This window comes from Archangium violaceum (genome assembly GCF_016887565.1).
Taxonomy (GTDB): domain Bacteria; phylum Myxococcota; class Myxococcia; order Myxococcales; family Myxococcaceae; genus Archangium; species Archangium violaceum_B.
On sequence record NZ_CP069396.1, the window covers coordinates 5,012,189 to 5,033,338 of the forward strand.

The window sequence follows — 21,150 nt, forward strand, 5'->3', positions numbered from 1 at the left end:
TCGTGCGGTCTCTAGTTTACCGGGCGACCCCTCACTGGAGTGCCCCATGAAGATCCGCCACCTGCGCAACGCCACCACCCTGCTGACGTTGGGAGAGCACCGTCTGCTGGTCGACCCGATGCTCGCCAGGCCGGGGGCGTTGCCGGGCTTCAAGTTCTTCGGAGGCGGCCGTCGCCCCAACCCCCTGGTCGCGCTGCCGCCCGACACGTTCGCGTTGCTGGAGGATGCGACGGGCGTGCTCGTCACCCACGAGCACCCGGATCACCTGGACCTGGCGGGCCTCCGATGGATCCAGAAGCGCGGGCTGCCCGTGTGGGCGAGCCGCGTGGACGCGCCGAACCTCAAGAAGAAGGGACTCGACGTTCACGAGCTCGGAGACGGTGCGCTGGGGATGGCGGTGGAGATCATCCCGGCCCGGCACGGTCGCGGGTTGCTCTCGTGGCTGATGGGACCCGTCTCGGGCTACTACCTGGCGCACCCGGGCGAGCCAAGCGTGTACCTCACATCGGACGCGGTGCTCACGGACGCAGTCCTGGAGGCCGTGGAGCGTCTCCAGCCCGACGTCATCATCGCCCCGGCGGGCGCGGCGAACATGGGGGTGGGCGGCGACATCCTGTTCTCGGTCGACGAGCTCGTGACGCTCGTCAGGCGCGCGCCCGGATGGGTCGTCCTCAACCACCTGGAAGCGCTCGACCACTGCCCGACCACGCGCGACGGGTTGCGCGAGCGGATGAAGGCCGAGGGGCTGCTCGCGAAGGTGCACATCCCCGAAGACGGCGAGGAGCTGCACTTCGAGCGACCGGACATGCTGCCGCATCCGCGCCCGAATGCGGGCACCATCAAGGGGCCAGGCTTTCAGAAGTGGGTCACCGCGAGGTTCACGGGGACGTGATGGCGCTGACAGCCCCGGGAAACAGCGGGGCCATGGCCACCATGTGGTCGAGTCGGATGTGTCAGATCTGCTGCCACGGGATGATGGACTTCAGGTAGCCGGTGCGGTTCGAGCGCGGGCCGGGGCGGGTGTAGTCGGCGATGCCCGCGACATGGAAGAAGAAGTCCCAGGTGTTGACGGCCGTGCGCACGCCGAAGACCAGGCACATGGTCTCGTGCAGCGCGACACTGCCCCGGTTCTGCGCCGTCTTGCGATTGCGGTAGGCCAGCGTGACGCCCGACTCGATCTTCGCGTTGACGCCCACGTTCCAGATCTTGGCGAGGTACTGGCTCTTGCGCATCTGGTGGACGATGTTCTCATTGGGGCCGATGGCCGCCTGCATGAGCGCATCGAGGTAGTGTTCCGCCAGGTCCGGACGATTGTGATTGGCGGCCTCGCCGACCTTGTTGGCGTTGGCGTGGTGGACGCGGAGCTGGTTGTTGACGGTGTCGCGGGTGACGTAGAAGTGGCAGCCGTTGAAGGGCCCGGACATGAACAGCGGTGGCCCGGCGTTGCTCAGGTCCATCGACACGATGCAGGAGTCCTCCCAGCTCAGGTACTGACAGCCAAGCGCGCCGCCCGGGTTGTGCTGGTAGGCGTGCAGCTCGTACACGGGGGCATTGCTGTACAAGGCCTCGGTTCTGCTCGTGAGGTTCAGGTAGAGCGTGATGTTGTTCTGCTCGATCACGGCGTTGTTGGGGACGTGGACGGCGTTGCCCACCACCATGCCGTTGATCTCCGCCTGGGTGAGCCCCGGGAAGGCCGCGTTGCCGGACAGCGGGTTCGTCCGGTTGTACCAGGCGTTGTTGGGCCGATGGTTCAAGCTGAGAAACAGTGGCTTCTTGCTCAGCAGATTCAGCCGCGTCGGAGCGTTATTGAACTGCCCGATCAAGGTCATCCCGTCTCTCCCTCGCTCACCCGCACGGAGAGTAACACGGATCTCACAGCGCACCCGTGCCACGGGGCTCGGGGCATGACCGCCAGCGTCGCGTGGGCAAGCCCAAGCGGAGTGACACCGGACGAGGGGTCCGGTGTTCCAGCACATACGATGAAACCCATCCCCCTCTTTCATCCTCTCTCACTCGTCCTGCTCTGTGTGTCCCTCGGCTGGAGCACGGACCCCGCCCACGCCGTCTCGTCCCTCGTGGAGAGCGGCGCCTACCAATACAACCAGGCCATCACCACGGCCTCTGGTAGCGAGGAAAAACTGAGGCTGTCTTCAGCGGACACGAGCTCCCTCACCGCGACCCCCATCTCCTTCGAGACGGGGGCGCTCACCGACGGCACCGACACCACGATGTGCACCGAGGTGGGTTGGAACGCCGGGGCGGGCGCTCCCTCGAAGGTGGCCGTCGTCTTCGACCTGCTGCGGGACTACACCATCGACCGGGTCGAGGTCGTGGCGAGGGCTCCCAATACCTATTGGGGTGTCCAGGACATGCAACTGCATGACCGGACGGCGAGCGACCCCCTCTTCCGTTCCGCCGGGCAGCAGCCCTGGGCGTCGGGGAAGACGCTCGTCTTCTCCCTGCGGGGCCGGAAGGCGCGCTACTTCCGCCTCATCTTGAAGCGGCCGCACTCCGGCGTGCACATGCCCCTGAGCGAGGTCCGCTTCTACACGACGGACACCCTGCCCACCGGCTCGGTGGCTCTGCCTGGCGATCTCTCGGCGGAGTTCAAGCGCGAGACCCTGATGGTGGACCGGTACGGGCAGTTCCTCTGGGAGGACTGGCCCGGGAAGATCTCCTCCGACGCGCAGCTGGTCGCCGATGCCGCCGCGGAAGCACAGCGGTTGGAGCAGCCCGCGAGCACATCGCCCCAGCCTCGCTACCTGGCAACGGGCTTCTTCCGTCTCGAGAAGATCAACCAGCGCTGGTGGCTCATCTCGCCGCAGGGAGACCCCTTTTTCGTCATCGGCGTCGATGGCGCGATGTTCAAGGACGGGGGCTACTCGACCCCGGTGAACAACCCGGACAACACGCCGCGGAAGGTGTTCCAGGCGCTCCCTTCGTCCACGACCTTCCCCGATGCCTACGCCTCGGTGAATGGTGTGCGCGCCGTCAGCTTTCTGACGGCCAATCTCCGGCGGAAGTACGGCACGGGTGGCACCGGTGAGGACTATGGCTCTCGCTGGGCCCAGGTGATGGACAAGCGGCTGCGCGCCTGGGGCTTCAATACCCATACGAAGTGGACGCGCGATGACCGTATCGCCTTCCCGTACATCACCGTGCTCAAGCCTCCCGCCATCTGCCCCATGTGCGAGCTCACGACCTGGGGGGCCGTGGATCCCTTCGACCCGGGGTGGGGGCCGGCGCTCGAGAGCAACCTGAAGGGCTACCTGGACAGCGTGAAGGCGGAGCCGCGCATCATCGGCCACACCTTCGAAAACGAGCGGGGATGGGACCGCTCCGTCGTGACGGCCGTGCTCGCGCTCGACTCCACCAGCCCGGCCAAGCGGGAGTTCATCACCTTCATGTTGGAGCGCAATGGCGGGAGCACGAGCCTCGTCGCGCAGAAGCTGGGGCTGCCGGCGACCTCGACCCGGACGCAGCTGGAGGACACCCCGGTGACGACGACGTCCGGTCTGGACGCGGACATCTCCGCCTTCATCGTCCGGGCCTCGGCGAAGTACCACGAGGTGGTCCGCCGGGTCCTCAAGCAGTACGACCCCAACCATCTCTATCTCGGCGGCTCCCTGGTTCCCGGGTGGAGGAGCTCACCCGAGTGGGTCGCGGGTAGCGTGCCCTTCGTGGACGCCCTGAGCTTCGACGTCTACCAGAAGTCCCCGTCCTGGATTGAGCAGTACCTCACCCATGACAAGCCCATCCTGCTGCTCGAGTTCTCGTTCTCGACCTACGGGCATGGACTGACGGCCCACTCCGCGTCCACCGCCACTCCAGACCAGAGGTCGCGCGGGCTGCACTACCGCTATTACGTGGAGCAGCTCGCCGCCCGTCCGCAGTTCATCGGCTTCGGGTTCTTCCTGCTCTACGATCAGGCCGTGACCCACCGCTCGTTGCCCGATGGCGAGAACTTCAACATGGGCCTCATCAACCAGGCGGATCAACCCTACGAGGCCATGATCGAGGAGATGAAGAAGACCCATCAACGCGTGCAGGCCATCCACCGGGGGGAACTGGCGCCGGTGGGGACGGAAATCCTGAGCAGCACGACCCTGTCGCAGTGACTCCCGATAGGAGGAATCGCCCCTCATCATGACAGGGCGCGTGCCACCCGGATGATCGCCGAGCAGGGCGTCAACAGCTTCATCACGCGGCCACCATCAGCACGGATCCTCGCAATCATTTTCAGTTCACATTGGGCGCCAGTGTCGCCGCGGGGAGCTTTTCCCAGTGGCCAGAGGCCCTCGGGTTCGCGGCCATCGGTGACGAGGCCCTGGTCAGGCGTTTCGGAGACATCGCACGGCAGGAGTACCGTGCGGTCGGTATCCAGGAAGCGCTCTCTCCGCAGGCCGATCTCGCCACCGAGCCTTCGGGCTGAGCTGCTAGAGTTCGGACAGCATGGCCCCGCGTGTCCCGAAATGTGCCTCGTGTGGAGCACGTCTTCCTCCAATGACCGGAGCGGAGGTGCGTTGCTCGTACTGCGATACCCTCTATACCCAGCCTCCAGAGGAGGCGATGAACGGCGGAGGGTCTCGGCCGGATGGGCGGAGGCTCCTCCTGTGGGGCGCTGGTGGAGCCCTGGCCAGCATCACCCTGGGCCTCGCGCTGTACTCCTCCCTGTCGCCAGCGCGGCGCCCCTCCCCACCGCGTCCCTCCATCACCGCCGTTCCTCCCACTCCAGCGGCCCCGGCTCCGCGGTCCATCGTTCCGCCGATCCCCGTGCCACCCGCGCCACCGCCGCCCACCTCGCCAGCGCCCTCGAAGCCCAGGCGGAAGACCACGCCGCGGGAGTGGCTTGCCGCGCGAATGGTCGGTCCCAAGGGGCGGGAGGAACGTGAGTGGTGCATGGCCCAGGAACTGGCGCGGCGGCCGGATGCGGCACGGAGCTACCGCATCACCCTTCACTTCGACGAGCAGCTCCTTGCGGAAAGGGACAAGAGCCGGTTCGACCCGGCGCCGAGCAAGGCGCTGAGCAACTGCCTCCACCACCACCTCATGTACAAGGCGTACGAGGCCATGAGCACGGCCATGGGCGACGCGCCGAAGGGCGGTCCCGTGGACGTCACGGTCACCCTGAGCTTCGCGAACGTGAAGCCAGCGGAGAAGCTCGACGATCGGTTCTACTGACGGTGACCCCGATGCTCAGCGCGCGGTGAACTTCGTCTGGACGTTCGTGGGGAGGACCACGCCGAAGAAGAAGCCCTCCTCGAAGGGCTCCGTCGAGGCGACCTGGACCCTGGCGCGAGCGGCGATCGTCGCGATGGCCGTGCGCAGGAATACCATGGCGAAGTTGGCGGCCACGCACATGCGCGGGCCCCGGCCGAACGGGAAGAAGTGGCCGCTGCCGATGGGATCTCTCGCCAGGCCCCCGTCCAACCATCGTGTGGGCTCGAAGGAGTCCGGGTTGGACCAGTGCGCGGGGTCTCGGTGCAGGTGCTGGTTGGAGATCATCAGCGTCGTCCCCGCGGGCAGCGTGACGCCGGCGAACTGAACGTCCTTGACCGGAGTGCGGATGAAGATGCGGACCGCGGGAAGAATCCGCAGCGCCTCCAGGGTGACGGCCTCGACCCACCGCGCGTCGTTCAAACGCTCGAGGGTGGGGGGGCCCCCGGCGAACGTGGCGGCCTCGGTCACGAGTCGCGCCTCGGCGCCGGGGTGCTTCTGCAACTGGTGGAACGCGCCCACCAGCGTGGTGCACGACGAGAAGACACCCCCGTAGAACATCAGCGCGACGTGGCGCGCCAGCCACTGGTCATCGAAGCCGGGCATCTCGCGCAGCATCCACGACATCAGGTCATTCGCCCCCGGCTTGGGGGAGCGGCGCAAGGCACCGAGACGCTCCTCGAAGTACCGGTAGAACCGCTCACGGGCCGCCTCGAAGCCCTTGGGCAACGAGACGAACCTCAAGGGCAGATTGGACTGGAGCCGGGCATCCGCTCCCTTGGCGAGCAGCATGAAGTCCTCGTACACCGAGTCCGGCGTCTTCTCGCCCGTGCCGGCAACGGCGAAGGCGTCGAACGTCAGCCGGCGGAGCGCGGGCGCGAGATCGACCGTCTTCCCGCTCGCGATGAGGGCATCGACGGACTCGGCGATCACCGCCTGCATGGGGGCGACCTGGGCGGCCAGCCACCGCGGTGACCAGGGCTGGACGAAGGGATCCTGCTGGCGCTTCGTGGCCCAGTCCCCATTCAGGTTCGCGATGAAGATCGAGTGCTCCGTCGTGGTCGGCTTGAGTTGCTCGTGGAGCGAGCCCTTCTCGAACTCCATGCGGCGGGAGTCGACCACCTGCTCGATGAGCGTGGGATCATTGAGCACCAGGGCCGGCTTGGGCCCCAGCCAGACCACGGTGACACCTCCGTACTCACGGCCGTAGCGCGCGCAGACGTTCCAGGGCTTCTCGCCACCGAGGAAGTCTCCGGCGTTGCCGAGGATTCCAGGCACGGGCCCGGGCAGGGACGCGAAGGCCCGGCGCCTGGAGCCGAAGAACAGGTTGAACAGACCGCGAGACAGCAGGTTCGGCACGGATGGACTCCTTGGAGACACGGGTGGGGCGGGAGGAGCAACGACTCAGACGGTGATGCCGCAGGGGATCCGGTCGGGCTGGAGCACCGTGTAGGGCACGTCGCGTTTCGCGTTGCGGGCCTTCACCACTTCGAGCTGGGCACGCAACCGCTCGTAGAGCCGCTCCCGGATGGCGAGGAACCCGGGCTCCTGGAAGTACGTCTCCCGCCACCCGCCCTCGTTGAGCAGGAACTCCTCGTCCTCGCCGAAGCTGGCGAGCGCGCGTCCGATGGCGACCTGCCAGAGTGTCTGGGATTTGGTCGGAATGATCTCGGCGATGTCTTCCAGGCGCAGCACGCCCTTCCGCTCCGGGGGAGGCTTGCGCATGCACAGCGGCGCGTTGGGGACGAAGGCGTAGTGCTCGTACTGGAGGTAGTTCACCGCGGCGTGGTGGACGCTGCCCGTGTAGAGCACGGTGGTGAGGATGTCGGTGAGGTCCGCGACACGCTCGAGCCTGGCGCAGGGCATCTTGTCGACGGGGATGCCGTGCGCGAGGAGATCGGCCCACCATGCCTGTATCTCGGTGTCGTTCACGAGGTCGGCGTCGGACTTGTAGAAGGGGGCGAGCACGCCTCCCACGAACTCCTCGAGGGCGTCCCACAGCGGCAGGGCATCGTCCCGGTACGGGTAGTCGGGCAGGATGGCGGGGTCGAGCACGCCCCGGCGCTCGAAGTCCAGGCGCGGCTTGTTGTCCGCCAGCTTCCAGCGCTGGAAGCCCTTCTGGCCCAGCTTGATGTGTCCCTTGTCCGGGCCCCCGGTGGCGATGAAGTCGTCGAACACGCCACCCTCGTCGAGCAGGCCCTTGCGCGCCCCCTCGTTGATGGCGAGCGTGTAGCGGAAGTGGCGGCGCATCAGCTTGTAGACGGGGTGCGGATCCGGCAGGTTGCGCATCGTGGCCATGACGAACGGCTCCACCACGAAGTGCGTGCGCAGCGCGTGCGCGATCATCTGGTGGGCGTTGCCCTCGCTGCAGCGCAGGTAGATCTTCGCGGCGAGCCAATCCGCCTCGGAATCGTTCGGGGTGAACACGGGATCCTTCGCCGGATCCCGGCCCAGTTGGATGGCGAGCGGACGCAGCCGCTGGGAATCCTCGCGGTAGAGCAGGCACCGGGACGCGGGCGCCCAGCGCCGCTCCTCCACTCCGTGCTCGTCGACCTTGCGGAACATGGGAATGCCCTCGAGCACCTCGAAGTCGAGCAGGAACACCCGCCTGGCCTCGAGCGCCCCCGCCAGCGTGGTGCCCGGCGACAGCAGCCCCCGGACCTCTTGGTCCGTGAGCGGCATCCCCTGGGGCAGGGCGGTGATGCTCGTGATGTGGAGCGGATTGACGCCCTGGACGGCCTGCCGCGCGAACTCGTGGTCGTCCTGCCACCGCTCGGCGAGCTTGGGCAATTCCAGGTGCCTGAGGATTCCGAAGGTATCCACCAACCCATTCCAGGCATCGGTCAGGATGGGCAGGTGCAGCCGGAGCGTGGCCATCGTCTTGGCGATGACGCCCTCGTAGCTGCCCTCGGTCAGGCCCCGGTACAGCTCGTCCTTGGGCAGCGGGCGCTCCTTGCTGATGTCGAGCGCGCCGGGCAACGAGGCGGTCGCCTCGGCGGGGCGCCAGGGGTACATCTTCTTGCGGTTCTCGAGCTGCGCGCGGCGGGCCTCCACCGCGCGTACGTGCCGCACGTTCTGCGGCAACACGGCCGAGCCCTCGAGGACCTCGACCGTCGTATGGGCCAGGACCCAGCGGTAGTGCGGAAAGTGCCAGCTGTTGCCACCCGAGGTGACATGGGCGAAGTCGAGGAGCCAGTCACCCGCCAGTCCCCCGGCGTTGGTGAAGCGCAGCAGGAGCAGCTCACCGACATCCCGGGTCACGAGCGTATAGACATCTTCCGTTCCCGCCTCGAAGTCGTTGTGGAAGCGCTTGTCCAGGACGTGCTGCTCGCTCTCTCCCCGCGAGCCCACCAGAACAACGCTGATGTCGGTGTCCGTCCCCGACCCCAGACGCGCGCCCGTGCGAACCTTGATCTTGTATTCCACGCTCATGGCTCCACCTCCGTGCAGCTCCCATGCCGTATGTCCGATGGGGAACGCATCGCATCATCACGCGCGCCACGGCGCCAGCGACTCCCCCGTGTCGCATGGCTGACACGTCGAGCGACACGGGCCGACACGTCGAACGACACGGGCTGACACGGTGTCCCGAGCGGGATGTGCGACAACCACCTCCACGAGGGTCCTGGAGCTGCTCCCACGGAAAACCCGTGGATTTTCCGCATGATTCTTCCGCTCGCCGGCTCTGACTCGATGCAGGGCATTCAACTCCAAGAGGGGGAAGTGCATGAAGCCGGTGTGTCTGTCCGACAGGAAGTCCATGTTCCGTTCGTTCGTGTTCGTCTCGTTCTTCGCCTCGAGCCTCGCGCTTCCGTCCATCGCACTCGCGCAGGAGGGGACGCCGCAGGGAGCTTCCACGCCCATTCGTTCGCAGCGTCGCTTCGCGCTCATGGCGGAGGCCGGGTGGAACACCCTCAGCGGGGTGGGGCTGCAGGCCACCTACCACTTCATGCCCTCGCTCTCGCTCGACATGGCGGGAGGGCTGTCGGCGTCGGGGTGGAAGGGCGGCGCGCGCTTCCGCTACAACTTCCTCGCCTCCAATTTCACGCCCTTCCTGGGCGCGGGATTGATGATGACCGGTGGCGCGGGTGACGAGCCCATCTCCCTCGATACCAACAACAACAGGGTGCTCGCCCGGGTGAAGCCCGCTCCCTTCGCCCAGGTGGTCGGTGGCCTGGAGTTCCTCGCGGATGGAGGCTTCTGCGTCTCGGCGACCGCCGGCTATGCCTTCGCCTTGACCCAGAATCCGGAGATCGTCTCCGGAACCCCCAACGAAGCGCAGCGGCAGGCCTTCCAACTCTTGTACGGCAACGGCATCTCGTTGGGTCTCGCGCTCGGCTACGCCTTCTGACCCGAGCGGACAGGGAGGTGGCACATGCTATCGTCGCCGCCCTTCCCATGCCCTCCCGTGGATTCCAGCTCCTCCTGGCACTGTTGCTCCTCCTGGTGGCGATGCCAGCGGTGGGCGCCAGACCGGCGCTGCCGCCCACCGAAGACGTGATGAAGATGCTGCGGGAGATCCAGACCGCGCGCCTGCGCGGCGGGGCCCCGCAGCTCGCCAGGGACCTGGAGGCGAGCGCCGAGGCACGGCCCTCCGATCCGATGCCCCGCATCTACAAGGCGTGGCTCTCGTTCCCCGCGGACACGTGCTGGAACGAGCTCAAGGCCGTGTCGGTCCTCCACCCGGAGAACCCGTGGCCCCATGTGGGCATGGGGATCATCTACGTGCGCTGGGGGCTGCACGCGGAGGCGAGGGCTTCACTGGCCGCCGCCGTCCGGATTGCGCCGGGCTTCCCGCCCGCCCTCTGGGGCGAGGCCCTGCTGCTGCAGGCGGAGAGCAAGCCGGTGGAGGCGGAGGCTCGCCTGCGCGAGGCACTCTCGCGGCTGGATGTGCCGCAGCTCCACACGGACCTCGGCCTGATGCTCGCGCGGCGGCCGGAGCAGGAGGCCGAGGCACGCGCGGAGCTGGCGCGCTCGGTGGCGGCCTGGCCGGAGCAGCCCGAGGCACTGGAGACGCTGGCCCGGCTCGCCCGCGCGGCGAAGGACGCGCGTCAGGCCGCCGAGGTCGGCGAGCTGCTCGTCTCTCTCCGCCCCCAAGATCTGGAGGCGCACCGGGCGCAGGGCGAGGCGTGGCTCGCCCTGGGCGAGCGGGAGAAGGCCGCGCTCTCGTTCGGCCGGTATGTCGCGCTCGGTGGCTCCTCGCCCGCGCCGCTCTCGATGTTCGCCCGGCTGAACGCCGACCTGGGCAGGTCCGCCGAAGAGGAGAAGATCCTCACCCGGCTCGTGTCCGTGGACACGGCGGACGCGGAGCCGGTGAGCCGCCTGGCCTCGCTGGCCGAGGCCCGGGGAGACCTGGCCGCTACCGAGCAGTGGCTCCTGAAGGCCTCGGAGCGCGCGCCGAAGCGGAGTGACTTCCACGCGCGCCGGGGCCGGCTGCTCGTGAAGCAGGAGCGGTGGCGCGACTCGCTGGAAGCCTACCGTCTGGCGCTCGCCGCCCCCGAGCAGCGCATCGCGGAGGCCGAGGCGGAGGCCGCCGCGGTGGTGAAGCGCTTCCGCCTGATGGCCACGCCCGCGAAGGGGACGCAAGAGCAGATCTACAATCGCGTCTCGCTGGGCCTGGTCGCCCTCTACATGGAGCGGCTCAAGGAGAAGCCAGACCTCAAGGGCATCCTCAAGGTGCGCGTCCAGGTGGACGAGACGGGGCACGCGACCCAGGTGGCCGTGGTGTACGACAGCCTCGGGGACGCGCTGCTCGCTGGGCATGCGTACTTCGCGTTCCTGGACGCGCAGTACCCTCCTGGCCGCGCCGAGCCCGTCTTCCAGTATGTCTTCCGCCCGCCGAAGTAGCCTGGCGGACTCCTCGGGGTCACTGGAGCGTGTCGATGTTCAGCGGGTTCCGCGGGTCGATGGGGCGCATCCACTGACCCTGTCCGACGAGTTACGACTTTATCGACTGCTCTTCAGTCCTCCACCGGGAGGGTGAAACGGAAGGTGGCGCCCTGGCCCGTCTCGCTCTCCACCCAGATGCGGCCACCGTGGCGCTCGACGAGGTGCCGGCTGATGTAGAGCCCGAGCCCCAATCCGCCAAAGCCAGAGACGGGGGCATTCCGGGCCCGGAAGAAGCGCTCGAAGAGGTGCGCCTGTTGGTCCGCCGGGATGCCGATTCCGGAGTCCGCGACGGAGACGATCGCCTCCGCTCCTTTCCCGGTGAGCGCGACGCGGATCGGCCCTTTCTGGGGGCTGTACTTGCGGGCGTTCTCCAGCAGGTTCGTCAGCACCTGCTGGAGCCTGCCCCGGTCTCCCTGGACGACGAGCTCCTCCCCGTATTCCTCGTACTCCAGCGGGTGATGGAGACTGCGCGGGCGGAAGTCGGCCAGCACCTCGCGGATGAGCTCCTGGAGCGACAGGCGCTCGCGCTCCAGCTCCAGCAGGCCCGCCTCGATCTGCGAGGAGTCCAGCATGTCGGAGATCACCCCCGTGAGCCGCTCCACCTGGGTGAGTGCCTTCTGCGCGAGCTGGGGCGGGACGGGCTGCCCGGCGGCGCATCGCTGCTCGAGCCTCTGCAGGTGGAGCTTGATGGGCGTGAGGGGAGTCTTCAGCTCGTGCGAGGCGATGGAGAGGAAGTCATCCCGGATCCGGATGGCCTCGTGGGCCTCCCGCAACAGCCGCTCCCGCTCCACCTGCGCGAGGCGCTCCTGCGTCAACTCGACGACCACGGCGCCGACGCCCACGACCTTTCCGCTCTTCATCCGAACGGGGTAGTAGCTGACGCGCCAGTATCTCAACTGGCCCGGGGTGGCTGGGACCTCGAGCGCCATGTCCAATCCGATGACGGGCTCTCCGGTCTCCATGACCCGACGCATGAGGGGCTCGATGGTGCTCGCCGCGTACGGCGTCATCTCGCGGAGCTCCCGGCCCACCTCCTCTTCCCGGGTCTTGCCGTGGAGCGCGGCCAGCGCGTCGTTGGTCCGGATGAAGCGCAGGTCGCGGCCGAGGAAGCCCAGTCCGATGGGCGCGTTGTTCAGGAAGGTGTCGAGCAGGGCGAACGACTCCTCCATCTGCTCGCGCGCGTTCTGCTCGGCCGCGAACAACCGCTCCTGCTCCGCCTTGGCGTGGCGCTCCTCCGTGACATCCCGGTAGCTCCAGACGCGTCCGATGATGGTGCTTCCCAGCCGCTGGGGGAGCGAGGTGCGCTCGAGGATGCGTCCGTCGAGGAACTCGACGGTATCGACGTACACCTGGTCGGAGACCACGAACATCTCGTGAAGCCGCGTGATGAACCGCTCCGGGTCCTTGACCAGGGGGGCGGCGGCGGTGACCGCCTTCGTGACGTCCATGTTCACCAGCAGGACGTCATCGGGGAGCCCCCAGAGCTGCTGGAACCGCTTGTTGTAGGCGGTGAGCCGCTGGTTCGTGTCCACCACGATCACTCCATCCCCGATGGAGTCGAACGTGGCGCGCAGCACCGAGGCCGCCCGCTCCAGCTTCTCCCGGGCCCGGCGCTCCTCCGTGATGTCGCGGTAGCTCCAGATGCGTCCGATGATGGTGCTCCCCAGCCGTTGGGGCATCGAGGTGCGCTCGAAGACGCGCCCGTTGCGGAGCTCGACGATGTCGACGCCCTCCATGTCGGGATCCGAATACATCTCACGGATCCGTGCGCTGAAGCGCTCCGGGTCCTTGACCTGGGCGAGCGCGATCTCGAGGGACTTCTGGGTGTCTGGCGCCCCTTGCAGAGCGTCGTCGGGGAACTCCCAGAGCTGTTGGAACCGCTTGTTGTAGGCGGTGAGCCGCTGCTCCTTGCTCACCACGAGCACGCCATCCGTGATGGAATCGAACGTGGCGCGTAGCAGCGAGACCGTCTGCTCCAGCTTCTCCCGGGCCTGGCGCTGCTCGGTGACATCCACCATGATGCCGCGGAGCTTCGGGGGCTGTCCTTCCTCGAAGAGTACCGTGACGTGGGCGCGGAGCCACACGAGGCGTCCATCCGCGGCCACCATGCGGTACTCGAACTCATAGGGCCTGCGCTCCCGGGTCGCCTTCATGCAATAGGCCTGAGCCCACCCGCGGTCCTCGGCATGGACGTGGTTCTCCCAGAAATCCGGCTCCTGTATCCATTGGAGGGGGGAATAGCCGAGCAGGCGCTCAGCCTGTCTGTTCACGAAGGTGAAGCGGAAGCCCACGTCGGCTTCCCAGACGATGCAATCCAAGGCGTTGAGGAGCTCTTCGTACTGTTGCTGGGTCCGGGTGAGCTCCTGTTCCAGCGCCTCGTGGCGGGCCGCCTCGGGTCGCACGGTCTCGATCGCGCTCAGGCGGGCACATGCCCCCAGGCATTGATCCGCATCTCCAAAAACGGGAAGCACGAGGGCTCTCAGCCGCCGAGTCGGCTCGCCGCTTTCGCAGACCGTCTCCTTCCCGGTGAGGGCCGTCCGGAGTGCCTTCGTGAGCCAGGGGAGGTGGTGGAGCACCTCTTCGAGATCCCGTCCTTCGAGCGGCACCTCGTCCCCCCACCCGGGAGTAGGTGCCAACGAGCTGTCCATCCGGATGATCCGACCCTGACTATCTATGATCAGCGAGGCATGGAGGCTGGTGCCTACCTGGAGAAGCAGTTCGGGGAAGGAGGGGACGGAAGGCTTCCTCCTTGCTTCACGTCCATGCCCGTCTGCTGCTGTCGTCATGGACTCCTTGCTCCCCTTGTGACGAAGCCCCGCCGTGTCACGTCAACTTTGCAACACGGCAAGTACATCACAAAATCAGCTCTTCTCCTCCCTGTCCTGCTGAGGGGGTGCCATTGTCCGTGCGAGGTGCCCACGACGCGCCCGGGGACGATGTGTTACCTCGTCTGGCGGAGAGGGCGGGTGGCGCCTGTCCGCTCACCCGGCATCTTCCACGGTGCGTCGGACTCGATAGGCTGGGGCTCCCTCGAAGTCCTGCTTGCCCAGGGGAACCCCCGCCGATCTCAGCAAGGCGTACACCACCGTGATGTGGAAATAGAGATTCGGGAGGACGAAGCTGAGCACGAACGTCTGGGGATTCTCGAAGACGCGAACCTCCCCCGGCTTGGCCACCGAGATGGGACGTTCTGGCGCGGCGTCGACCTCCTCCCGCGAGATCGTTTCCAGGTAGACGAGAGCCTCCTGGATCAGCGTCCGCAGCGCGGTGAAGGACGTCAATCGCTCGCCGAACTCCCGCTCGGAGCCCCTGTTGAAGACCGAGAGCTCCCGCGTCTCATCGTCCGGAGCGATGCGGCCGGCCAGGCGCGCGGCGCACCCCTTCGCGCCGGAGACGACGATCTCCACCTGCCGCGAGAGCGGGAACATCTCCGGATGAAGGCGCCGCTCCAGGAGCAGCTCCGGGCTCGTTCCTTCCTTCTCCGCGAAAGCGGCTGCCTTTTGAAGGATATGACCCAGGTTCCGCAGCATGCGGACCAGGGTGGGGATGCTGGCTTGATAGACCGGGATTTCCATGGCGGTGCCTGTTCGTGACCTGCTGGTGCGGGCTGGTTCGGGAAAGACCGAGGTTATGGCCTTCCCGGGGAGAGCGCCCGCACCTTCTGGGGTGCCATGACCGTTGGTTCCGGCACGGCGGCGACGGAACGTCAGCTTCCGACAGGTCGGCCCCGCTCCATGAAGGATGTGCGTTCGCGACGCCGAGCCGGGTTGTTATGGTGCTCGCCCTATGCCTCAGCTCATCGTCACCGCAGTGGGTCCCGATCGTCCCGGGCTCGTCGCCGACCTGACCCGTCATGTGTTCGACGTAGGCGCGAGCCTCTCCGATAGCCGCATGGTCAACCTGCGCGGCCACTTCGCCCTGCTCGCACTCATCGAGGGCTCCCCTGATGCGCTCGCCTCGCTCCGGCGCAAGCTCGAGAGCGACGGCTCGGGGATGGGGCTCCGCCTCGAGATGTACGAGGCGGCCGCCAGCACCTCTCGGGCTCCTGGCGGCGTTCCCTACCGCCTCAAGGTCTACAGCAACGACCAGCCGGGCATCGCCGCCCGCGTGACCGCGCTCCTCCGCCAGCACTCCGTCAATGTCGAGGAGCTCGAGACGCGGGTCGAGTCGGCCCCCTTCGCGGGGACGCCGCTCTTCGTGCTCGAGGGCGTCGTCACCCTTCCGCAGGGCACGAGCGCCCGCAGGATGCGGGACGAGCTGGGGGCGCTCGGCGAGAAGATCGGCTGCGACATCGATCTCGACGCCATCTGACGGAGGCACCGCCCGAGGGCGCGGCTCCACCCCGGCCGCGCCTCTCGATAGACCACGCGGGCGCTCAGTGAGGGCAGGTGCGCGCCGAGTGCTGTACCTGCGCCGGGCCCAGGAGGCAGGTGCTGGCGTTGTTCATGTCGCACGTGGCGGCCGGGTACCAGGTATCCCGGACGGCCTCGCTCACCGAGTCCCAGAGCGTATCGCCCAGGTCCCGTTCCTGTTCGATGTGCAGGAAGCGCCCCACGTACGTCGAGGTCCCCGTGGTGCAGGCGTTGCCCGCGGGCCGATTGGTGTACCGGCCCTCGACGTTGGTCTTGCCGCACAGCGCCTCCTCCGGGCTGCCCGAGGCCTGACAGGCATCGACCCGCCTGTCGGTGGCGGTCAGCCGCGACGACAGGTTGTTGGCGTAGGTGATCGCGACCGAGCTGGCGAAGGTGTCGTTGATCGTCCCATCGCCGATGATGGCGCGAGCGACGCCACTGCCCTTGCCGTGCAGCTGGACGAAGCGCGAGTCGAACAGGTCCTCGAAGCGCTGGTGGGCGGCGAAGAACAAGGTCTCCGTCTCGTGGGCCACATCGGAGCGGCGGGGCGGGCTGCTCGTGCTGGTGCACTGGCTCTGCGAACCATCACAGCTGGTGTCGGTGGCGCTGGCGCACCGGGTCGCGCCATTGAGGATCAGGGCACGGGCCGACAGGTCCACGAAGAGCCGGATGCCCTCGCGCCCCGTATAGTCTTCCGCCGCCGAGCCGGTGAAGGTTTGGGAGTGCGGCACCTCGATGACCAGGTTGCGCCGGGCCTCCGGGTTGATGAACAGGGAGGCCTGCCCCTCGCCGGTGTTGTCGAAGGCGTGGATGAACCACCGGTCCGTCACCGTGTCGTAGTAGCGCTGGACGGTGTAGCCCGCCGTCGCGGCGCGGGAGATCACCAGGCACCAGTCTCCTGTCTCCGGGTTGGCCAGGCTGGCGTTGGTCGCCGTGAACACCGCGTCGAGGAAGGCGTTGAAGTTCGTCAGGCGGGTCGCCGAGGGCACCGCATAGCCCGTCGTCGGGTGGTTCAGCCCGTGGACGAAGGCGACCAGATCTCCCGAGTTGGCCGGAAGGACGCGGAAACGGCCCTCTTCCCAGGCCTCGGCCCGTCCCGCCAGCACACACAGTCCGAGCGCCAGGGAGAATCCAATCATCCGTCGAAGGCTCACGATTCGCTGCATGACTCGCTCCATCGGAGGGTCCAGTCCAGGTGACGACCCTACCGGAAAGCATTGGAGTCGCGTCGAAGCGGATGTGATGTGACGTCCTCCGAACATCCGGAGCCCGGCCGCCCGCTTCCCCTGGCGCCGGATCTGGGTTCCAGTGGCGTCCAGAAAACCCTTGTCCCGATTGTTTCCCGAGTCAAAGGAGCGCTCCCATGCCTGCTATAAGTCGCCGGGTGATGATGTCCCTGTATCTCGCGCTGATGGGGGGAGCGTTGTGTGGGATAGGGGCCTGCCGCACGGCAGGGGAGGGGAGTGCGCTCCCGCGTGGGAATGGGTCACCTGCCGGCCCGGCTTGTACCGATGACGCGTGGGAGGACAATGACACGTTGGAGCAGGGACTGGCCGCTCCCGCCGTCTCCCATATCTTCAATCATGGGCCGTTGAAGCTCGAGGGGAGGGTGGCATGCCCTGGGGACGCGGACTGGATTCATGCCCATGGAGATTGCTGTTACCCCTCCGGCGCGGTCGTGCGCTGGGACGCGGCGCTGGGAGCGTTGGAGGTCGAGCTCCTCGATGGCAAGGGCAGCCCGCTGCCGCTGGGCGCACCTGGAGACATCGTCCAGCGCCAGGCGGGTGAGGTGCGCCTCCTGCGAGCCGAGCATGGAGGCACTCTCCTCGTCCGCGTCCGTGCCGCTGGCGCGGCGGTGGTGCCGTACTCCGTCGACGTGTTCGCCCCCGTGTTCGTCCGGTAGCGCACTCGGTTTCAGACTCGGTGCCGCTCGGCCACGCGGTAGAATTGGGTGAGGGAGTAGTCCAGCAGCGTCTGACACGAGCGCATGTATTGGTGCGCACGGGCAAAAGGAAACCACACGCGGTTGCCTACGAGCACTTGGGCCTCCTCCAGCTTCTGGCGCGGAATCCACTGGCCGCCGAGGTTGCGCACCAGCACCTCGCCCAGGTACGCGCCAATGGCGGGCACGGCGGTCTGGTCGATGACTTCCCGCAGGCGGCTCGTCGGGAACTCCTCGCGCCAGAAGTAGAAGTCGGCGTCCGTGAGGGACTCGGGCGTCGCCTCGAAGACGGAGGGAACCTCCGTGTGCAGCAGGGCCACGAGGTGCTCGGCGAGGGTGCTGTAATGCTCGCGAGCACGTTCCTCGTTGTCCACGAACGGGCTGGCCCGTGGGACAGGCAGGCTCGGCCACCCCATTTCGGGTTTTGTTGATTTGAGGACAAAGATTCCGTGTCCATGATCTCCAGCCCCGTTCAGGTCCCGCGCTCCGAACCCGATCTCTACCCATCCTCGCTGGAACGCCTGCTCGACCATTACCCGGGGACTCCCGAGGCGGAGGAGCGACTGCGCGAGCTGCATGCGCTGATGACATCGGCCCGGCCCCGGGCATCGCTGACGGAGCGCATGGAGTGGCTGGAAGAGCTGGCCCGCTGGCTTCGAACACGTGGCGCCACTCCCTCGCGGCGCGGGCGGCTGGCGTCGGTGGAGTCCTCTGGCTCGGCGCGCCTGCGACTGCTGGTGGAGGTGCTCGCCGAGGTGCCCGCATGGTGCGAGCGGTTGCGCGGTGTCGTCGCGTCGGTGCTGGCCGAGACGTCCGCGCTGCGGCTGTTCACCGAGCCGGGCCTGTCCGCCGGCCGGAGCCTGCTGGGGGATGCCGTGGCGCGGCTCGGACGACGGTTGGTGCCCCCCGCGCCGGACGAGCACGACCTGGCGCCATGGGTGTGGCGCCTGTTCCCCGGTGAGGATGGGGAGGCCTGGCTGGACGAGCTGTCCGAGGAGCACGTGGTGGCCCTCTGCGCCCTGCTTCGCTCGCCGTCCTTCTCCCCGTTGAAGGCGGCGGTGGAGGACGCGGTGGTGGTGCTCGCCACGCGCGCGAGTGCCCTCGGCCTGGAGGGCGACGTGCTGGCCAGGCTACCGCCGGGGCCGCTCGAGCTGTCTCCCTTCGTCCTCCTGCCGCGCGCATGCGAGGCCTTGCGGGTGGAGGTACGGGCGGACCCGGAGGGGCTCGCGGTGGAGCGGGCACGTGAGGCCTGCTCCGAGGCCCTCTCCGGCTGTCGCGCCGCCGTGCAGGGCGTGTTGCGCCACATGGATGCGCACGCGGTGGGAACCGATCTCGTCTACCGGCTCGAGCAGCTCGGCCACGCGTTGGACCGGCTGGAGCCCTTGTTGTGGTTCCTCGCTCCGGACCGCACCCAGGCTCTGCCGGGCGCAGCCACCCGGCTGCTCTCCTGCCTGGTTCATGCGCACGCGCAGGAGCGCAGTGTGGTGGGTCTGTTCCGCAGCAGCGTGCGCTGCATCTCGCGGCGCATCTTCGAGCACACGGGCGAGGTGGGCCGTCACTACATCACCACCACCCAGGACGAGTACCACCAGATGGTGAGCGCGGCGGCGGGTGGAGGGCTGCTCACCGCGAGCACCGCGGCGTTCAAGCTGCTCATCGCCTTCGCGGCGCTGCCGCTCTTCTTCGAGGGGCTGGCGGCCGCCACCAACTACGCCCTGGGATTCCTGCTCATCCAGCTGCTCGGCTTCACCCTGGCCACCAAGCAGCCCTCCATGACGGCCGCGGCGCTGGCGGCCTCGATGGACGTGAAGGCCGGCGACAAGGGGATGCACAGCCTGGTGGAGCAACTGGCTTGCATCACCCGCTCCCAGCTGGCCTCGGTCTTCGGCAACCTCGGCGCGGTGGTCGCCACCGTCACCCTGGTGGGCGTCGTCCTCCAGACGTTCCGGGGCCATCCGTTGCTGGACGTGAAGGAGGCGGAGTACGTGGTGCACTCGCTCCACCCGCTGAAGAGTGGCACGCTCCTCTTCGCCGCCCTCACCGGGGTGCTGCTGTGGTGTTCGAGCGTCTGCGGCGGATGGTTGGAGAACTGGGTGCACTACAGGCGTTTGCCGGAGGCGCTCGCGCGGCACGAGGGCCTCGTTGGCCTGCTGGGCGGGGCGCGGGCGAGAGGGTTGGGCGAGGCACTCGCGCGCCATGCGTGCGGCCTGGGCGCGAATGTCAGCCTCGGTCTGCTGCTGGGCATGACCCCCGCGGTGTGTCGCTTCTTCGGCCTGACTCTGGACGTGCGGCACGTCACCCTCAGTGCTGGAACGCTCTCCTTCGCTGGCGTGACGCTGGGGCCCGAGCGACTGGTGGAGCCGGACTTCCTCTGGGCCGTGCTGGGCCTCGTCCTGGTGGGAGTGGTCAACCTGGCCGTGAGCTTCTCGCTGGGGCTCTCCGCGGCGGTGCGAGCGCGAGGGCTGGAGCCGGTGGGGTTCCTTCGCCTGGCCTGCGCGGTCCTCGCTGGAGGCCTCCGTTCCCTCTCCAGCTTCATCCTCCCGCCCCAGCCCCTGCTTCCGGTCCACCGGCCCTCCTCACCGTACGGTGTGCGGTCGGCGGCACGCCCGCGCTCCTCCGCTCATGGGAGACAGGGAGAGGAGCACTCCCCGCGCACTCATTGAGGTGTCCGATGCGCCAGGCACCGGGCGGCGGGGCTCAGGGCTGCACGACCCCCACCGTGTAGGCCTCGAGGATTTCGTGCGCGCAGACGCGCGACATCTCGCCTTCACCTCCGGTGGTATTCAGGCGGGCGCGGGCCAGGATCATGTACTGGCTCTTCCCGGCATCCACCCACGGGTAGAACCCGAACATCCCTGGCGAGGAGTGGCCCGTCACGCTCCAGACGTTGTTCACGAGCTCACGCTCCAACCAGTGTCCGAGCCCGTAATACGCCTGGCCCGCCGCCGTCCACGGCGTGTACGTCACGCCAGGGCCACCGGGCCAGGCGGGCACGGCGTCGGCGTTCAATCTCACCGACATGGCGTACTGGTTGCCGAGCAGGTTCTGGAGGAAGACGCGGTAGTGCGCCGCGCTGCCCCAGAATCCTCCGGCCACGGCGACGGCACTCGAGGACTCCGGCAGGCTGGTGCCCAGCTGGGCATTGAGCCAGTCGATGATGCTGAGCAGGCCCGTGCCCATCCTCCCGCCCATGTCATCCAGGGCGAGCTTCTGCATGTGACCGCCGTCGTAGAAGAACTTGCCGTCCTGGAGGCTTTTGTACGAGACGTTCTTGTAGCTCGGGCCGTAGCAGTCCGAGACGGTCGTCTCCGCGTCTCCACAGATGGTATCGGTGCCCTCGAGGTAGCCGCTGGTGAAGTTGAGCCGCTTCTTCTCGGCCGCGCTGAGATTCGTGTAGCCCTTGGACTGCAGGTAGGCGCTCGCGTAGAGCCACTTGCTCGCGGAGGCGAGCGGCATCACCGTCGTCTCCGCCACGCCGCTGCCTCGTGAGAAGCCGAAGAGCTTCGCCGTGCCGTTCCCTACCTCCCAGTAGAAGTCCCCGAGCGACGTGCAGTCCGGTGAGGTGTTGGCCGTGTCCACCGCGGCCTGCTCGTACACCGTCAGGGCCGCATGCGAGGTGCCGGGGGTCGCGATGAGGCCCAGCATCGACAATCCGCCCGCCAGGATGTGGCCCGTCTTGCATGTCCGCTTCATTCTTGATTCCTCCTCGAGTGGCTCTTCCAACCTGGAAGGCGACATCAGATTGCACGC

At 67.7% G+C, this 21,150-nt stretch carries 15 protein-coding genes and 1 pseudogene; 8 read left to right on the forward strand and 8 right to left on the reverse strand.

Annotation, left to right across the window (positions count from 1 at the left end; genetic code table 11):
- The first annotated feature begins 46 nt into the window (after window positions 1–46).
- Complete coding sequence (locus JRI60_RS20595; RefSeq protein WP_204227556.1) at window positions 47–892, forward strand: MBL fold metallo-hydrolase; 846 nt, start codon at window positions 47–49, stop codon at window positions 890–892.
- Between the two features lie 61 nt (window positions 893–953).
- Here JRI60_RS20595 and JRI60_RS20600 read toward each other — a convergent pair whose 3' ends face one another.
- Window positions 954–1,829 (reverse strand): hypothetical protein, encoded by an 876-nt coding sequence (locus JRI60_RS20600; RefSeq protein WP_204227557.1) that lies wholly within the window; start codon window positions 1,827–1,829, stop codon window positions 954–956.
- A gap of 150 nt (window positions 1,830–1,979) precedes the next feature.
- On the opposite strand from JRI60_RS20600, the gene JRI60_RS20605 reads away from it, so the two are divergent.
- Both JRI60_RS20605 and JRI60_RS20615 read left to right on the forward strand, forming a co-directional pair.
- Window positions 1,980–4,118 (forward strand): hypothetical protein, encoded by a 2,139-nt coding sequence (locus JRI60_RS20605; RefSeq protein ID WP_204227558.1) that lies wholly within the window; start codon window positions 1,980–1,982, stop codon window positions 4,116–4,118.
- A gap of 781 nt (window positions 4,119–4,899) precedes the next feature.
- On the forward strand, window positions 4,900–5,181 hold the full coding sequence (locus tag JRI60_RS20615) for a hypothetical protein (protein WP_204227560.1): 282 nt from the start codon (window positions 4,900–4,902) through the stop codon (window positions 5,179–5,181).
- Between the two features lie 15 nt (window positions 5,182–5,196).
- On the opposite strand, the gene JRI60_RS20620 is transcribed toward JRI60_RS20615, so the two are convergent.
- Window positions 5,197–6,576 (reverse strand): cytochrome P450, encoded by a 1,380-nt coding sequence (locus JRI60_RS20620; protein ID WP_204227561.1) that lies wholly within the window; start codon window positions 6,574–6,576, stop codon window positions 5,197–5,199.
- Window positions 6,577–6,621: 45 nt separating this feature from the next.
- Window positions 6,622–8,649, reverse strand: coding sequence for a lipoxygenase family protein (locus JRI60_RS20625; RefSeq protein ID WP_204227562.1), 2,028 nt, complete (start codon window positions 8,647–8,649; stop codon window positions 6,622–6,624).
- Window positions 8,650–8,944: 295 nt separating this feature from the next.
- Between JRI60_RS20625 and JRI60_RS20630 the strand changes: the two genes are divergently transcribed.
- Entirely contained in the window at window positions 8,945–9,568 is a 624-nt protein-coding gene (locus JRI60_RS20630; RefSeq protein ID WP_204227563.1) for a hypothetical protein, read from the forward strand.
- Window positions 9,569–9,615: 47 nt separating this feature from the next.
- Window positions 9,616–11,064, forward strand: a complete 1,449-nt coding sequence (locus tag JRI60_RS20635) for a tetratricopeptide repeat protein (protein ID WP_204227564.1) — start codon at window positions 9,616–9,618, stop codon at window positions 11,062–11,064.
- Between the two features lie 113 nt (window positions 11,065–11,177).
- Here JRI60_RS20635 and JRI60_RS20640 read toward each other — a convergent pair whose 3' ends face one another.
- A complete protein-coding gene (locus tag JRI60_RS20640) occupies window positions 11,178–13,754 on the reverse strand; it encodes a PAS domain-containing sensor histidine kinase (RefSeq protein WP_239470633.1) in 2,577 nt (858 codons plus the stop codon).
- Window positions 13,755–14,087: 333 nt separating this feature from the next.
- The gene (locus JRI60_RS20645) at window positions 14,088–14,681 is read right to left on the reverse strand and encodes a DUF1993 domain-containing protein (RefSeq protein ID WP_204227565.1); all 594 of its coding nucleotides are present in this window, start codon (window positions 14,679–14,681) and stop codon (window positions 14,088–14,090) included.
- A gap of 211 nt (window positions 14,682–14,892) precedes the next feature.
- Here JRI60_RS20645 and JRI60_RS20650 point away from each other — a divergent pair, with 211 nt between their 5' ends.
- Window positions 14,893–15,417, forward strand: coding sequence for a glycine cleavage system protein R (locus tag JRI60_RS20650; protein WP_204227566.1), 525 nt, complete (start codon window positions 14,893–14,895; stop codon window positions 15,415–15,417).
- 64 nt (window positions 15,418–15,481) lie between these two features.
- Here JRI60_RS20650 and JRI60_RS20655 read toward each other — a convergent pair whose 3' ends face one another.
- Window positions 15,482–16,624, reverse strand: coding sequence for a hypothetical protein (locus JRI60_RS20655; RefSeq protein WP_204227567.1), 1,143 nt, complete (start codon window positions 16,622–16,624; stop codon window positions 15,482–15,484).
- A 371-nt stretch (window positions 16,625–16,995) separates the two neighbouring features.
- Between JRI60_RS20655 and JRI60_RS20660 the strand changes: the two genes are divergently transcribed.
- Window positions 16,996–17,361, forward strand: coding sequence for a hypothetical protein (locus tag JRI60_RS20660; protein WP_204227568.1), 366 nt, complete (start codon window positions 16,996–16,998; stop codon window positions 17,359–17,361).
- A gap of 11 nt (window positions 17,362–17,372) precedes the next feature.
- Here the strand turns inward: JRI60_RS20660 and JRI60_RS20665 are convergent.
- Window positions 17,373–17,774 (reverse strand): annotated as a pseudogene (locus JRI60_RS20665) (hypothetical protein); the annotation flags it as partial.
- 81 nt (window positions 17,775–17,855) lie between these two features.
- Here JRI60_RS20665 and JRI60_RS20670 point away from each other — a divergent pair.
- A complete protein-coding gene (locus JRI60_RS20670; RefSeq protein WP_239470820.1) occupies window positions 17,856–20,063 on the forward strand; it encodes a site-specific recombinase in 2,208 nt (735 codons plus the stop codon).
- A gap of 34 nt (window positions 20,064–20,097) precedes the next feature.
- Here the strand turns inward: JRI60_RS20670 and JRI60_RS20675 are convergent, their stop codons facing one another.
- Window positions 20,098–21,093, reverse strand: coding sequence for a hypothetical protein (locus JRI60_RS20675; RefSeq protein ID WP_204227570.1), 996 nt, complete (start codon window positions 21,091–21,093; stop codon window positions 20,098–20,100).
- Window positions 21,094–21,150 lie beyond the last annotated feature (57 nt).